Source organism: Streptomyces sp. RP5T (assembly GCF_003933965.1).
GTDB lineage: Bacteria > Actinomycetota > Actinomycetes > Streptomycetales > Streptomycetaceae > Streptomyces.
The window spans coordinates 1-2,657 of the sequence record NZ_RSAJ01000855.1; the positions used below are offsets into that span (position 1 = coordinate 1).

The following is a 2,657-nucleotide window of genomic DNA, read 5'->3' on the forward strand; positions in this document are numbered from 1 at the left end:
CGGTGAGATGGTCGCCCGTCTCGGCGTACGCCGCCGCGGGGGTGGGGGCGAGGGCGGCGAGGAAGAGCGGGAGCGGACTCAGCCGTGCGAGCCGGCCGAGCCGGATGACGTAGGACATGCCGTGACTAACGGCGGGCGGCGCCGTACGTTGCGCAGTGGCGCCGTTCGCCGATCAGCGGCGTAAGCACTTTGCCCTGTGGCCCGCACGCCTAGTACCGTGGGAGCCGATTGGTGGCACGACCTCCGGCTGTGTCATCATCTGCACGCACCACTCGCGCTCGCGCGGGCGGCTGTGCTGGAGGCGTCGCCTAGTCCGGTCTATGGCGCCGCACTGCTAATGCGGTTTGGGACTTAAATCCCATCGAGGGTTCAAATCCCTCCGCCTCCGCGCAAGATCACCGAAGCCCCGGTCCCAGCGACCGGGGCTTCGTCGTTCCCTACCTCGCTCAGATGTGCGTTTCCGCAGGTCACAAGGGGTACGGCTAACGGATTTCACATGCGACCGGCAGTCATGTAATGTTCTTCCTGTCGCCGCGAGCAGCCCGAAAGGGCAAGGAGCGGCGAAAAAAAGAACAAGCACTCGTAGCTTAACGGATAGAGCATCTGACTACGGATCAGAAGGTTGCAGGTTCGAATCCTGCCGAGTGCACACAGGTCAAAGGCCCCTCAGGATCGCTCCGGAGGGGCCTTTTTCGTGCTGTACAGCAGCGAAGTACAGCAACGGGTGACGTCAGCCGGAGGAGGAACCTTGACCGGGGCTGTAGAACCGCTCGACGTGATTGTCCTGGACGACGGCATGCAGAGCGTTGCCGTCCGGCTGCTGTCCCCGACTCCGCAGTACGGCTACTACGACGCGGAGATCGTCATCCGCAGCGACTTCGTGAACGCCACCGTGCGGACGAGCTTCAACGCCGACGATCTCGACGACTGGGCGGCGCTCCTGGAAGCGGTCGAGGAAAGCGATACGGAGGCCGGCGAGAGCGATGACGTCCTCACCGGCAACTGGCCCGGTGAGGGCCGGACGGCGTATCTCACCTTCATCGCCGAGGATCCGTACGTCGTCGAGGTGCACGATGCGCCGAGCACTCAAATTTCTGTCCGTGTCCCGATCGACCTCAAGGCCGAGTGGCTTGACGGGGCCCGAGAACGTCTGGTCACGGTGCGACGGGTACTCGGCGTGTAGCAGGGCGTTCATGGCTGCCCCATCGCCTGCGACAGCCTGCTGACCGCTGAGCGCACTTCTTCCTCGCTCGCTTCCGCGTAGACCTCCATCGTCATGGCGATCTGCGAGTGCCGCAGGATGCGTTGAGCCACCTTCGGATGGACCTTGAGGGCGACCAGCAGCGAGCTGCACGTGTGCCGGGTGTTCCGGAGCGGGATCACTCGGAGGCCGGCACGGCTGGCGCGCAGGGCGAACATGCGGGTGAGGTTGCCGGGCTCGATGGGCGTTCCGTACTTCGTGGTGAAGACCAGGCCCCGAGTGTCCTGCCAGAGCTCCCCCGCCGCCTTCCGGTCCCCGTCCTGCTGAGCGCGCCGCATACGCAGTGCCCTGAGGCAGAACTCCGGGAGGGGAAGGAAGTCGTCGGACTCCTCCGTCTTGGTCTCGCGGTGGAGGATCTGACGCCCTGCCCGCTGAATCTGGTGATCCACGTACAGCTCGCAGGTCTCGAAGTCGATCGACTTCCAGGTGAGCCCCAAGACCTCACCCCGCCGCAGGCCGAGGCTGAGCACGAGCACCCAGGCCGCGAACAGGGGATCTTCGCGGGAGAGGGAGTCGGCGAGGAAGCCGCCCGCTTCGACGACGGACCACGGCTTGATCCGGCGACGACGAGGCTTGGGGACCTTGACCAGGGAGGCGACGTTCTTGCTGATCTCCTCTTCGGTCACTGCATGGGTGAGCGCGGCGCGCAGGGCATCACGGGCGGCCTGGACCACGCGCCGGGAGGGATACGCCTCACAGCACTCACCGATCGCACAGCAACGCTGCCGATCTTCCGGTCGCTTGGCGTCCTTGCCCTGCGCGCAGCACTGGCAGATGCCGGCCAGCTTGGTCAGCCACTCGCGCACGTCCCGGACGGTCAGCTTGTCGAGGCGCTTCGCACCCAGGTGCGGGGCGATGTAGAGCCGCACCGAGCCCTCGTACGAGACGTACGACAGCGGGGCGAGGTTGGGCTTCACGATCGAGTCGAGCCAGTACGACAGGAACGCCTGCACCGTGCGGTGCCGGGTCTGCACCGGGCCCCTGGTGGCCTCATTGTGCAGCTTGATCCACTTCTCGTGGGTGTCCTCGCGGGTCTTGCCGTAGACGTACTTCCGCTTGCGGTCGCCGTCTGGAGTGGTGACCCAGACGTAGGCCGCGAAGCCGTTCTTGTACGGGTAGATCGACCCCTCGCCGTTGGCCCGTTTCCCGCTCATGCCGCCCACCCCTCTGCATCGGACGCGCAGCGGTTCACGTACTCGTCGACCCAGGCCGGGAGGATGCGGCGGTTACGGCCTACTTTCACGGAACGGATCTCGCCGCTCAGAACGAGTGCTTTCGTCTTGGAGAGGCCGAAGCCGAGCATCTCGGCGACCTCGGCCGTCGTGTGCCACTTGCGCTGGATCGTCACCGTGGTCACTTGGCGGGTTCTCCTTCAGCGTTGGGGGCGGGTGCGGGA

General features: G+C 65.7%; 3 protein-coding genes and 2 tRNA genes. 3 read left to right on the top strand and 2 right to left on the bottom strand.

Annotated elements, in window-relative coordinates:
* Positions 1-297: 297 nt before the first annotated feature.
* From EHS43_RS42050 to EHS43_RS42060, 3 genes are all read left to right on the top strand, one after another.
* Positions 298-388, top strand: a tRNA-Ser gene (locus EHS43_RS42050).
* 188 nt (positions 389-576) lie between these two features.
* A tRNA-Arg gene (locus EHS43_RS42055) sits at positions 577-649 on the top strand.
* A gap of 45 nt (positions 650-694) precedes the next feature.
* Complete coding sequence (locus EHS43_RS42060) at positions 695-1,183, top strand: DUF5959 family protein (RefSeq protein WP_260470965.1); 489 nt, start codon at positions 695-697, stop codon at positions 1,181-1,183.
* Positions 1,184-1,191: 8 nt separating this feature from the next.
* Here the strand turns inward: EHS43_RS42060 and xerC are convergent, their stop codons facing one another.
* Together xerC and EHS43_RS42070 are read right to left on the bottom strand one after the other, a co-directional pair.
* The gene (gene xerC, locus EHS43_RS42065) at positions 1,192-2,424 is read right to left on the bottom strand and encodes a tyrosine recombinase XerC (protein WP_221740816.1); all 1,233 of its coding nucleotides are present in this window, start codon (positions 2,422-2,424) and stop codon (positions 1,192-1,194) included.
* Positions 2,412-2,618 carry a helix-turn-helix domain-containing protein gene (locus EHS43_RS42070; protein WP_125195744.1) on the bottom strand — a complete coding sequence of 69 codons (207 nt, stop codon included), beginning with the start codon at positions 2,616-2,618 and terminating at the stop codon, positions 2,412-2,414. Before EHS43_RS42070 ends, xerC begins: the two co-directional genes overlap by 13 nt.
* Positions 2,619-2,657 lie beyond the last annotated feature (39 nt).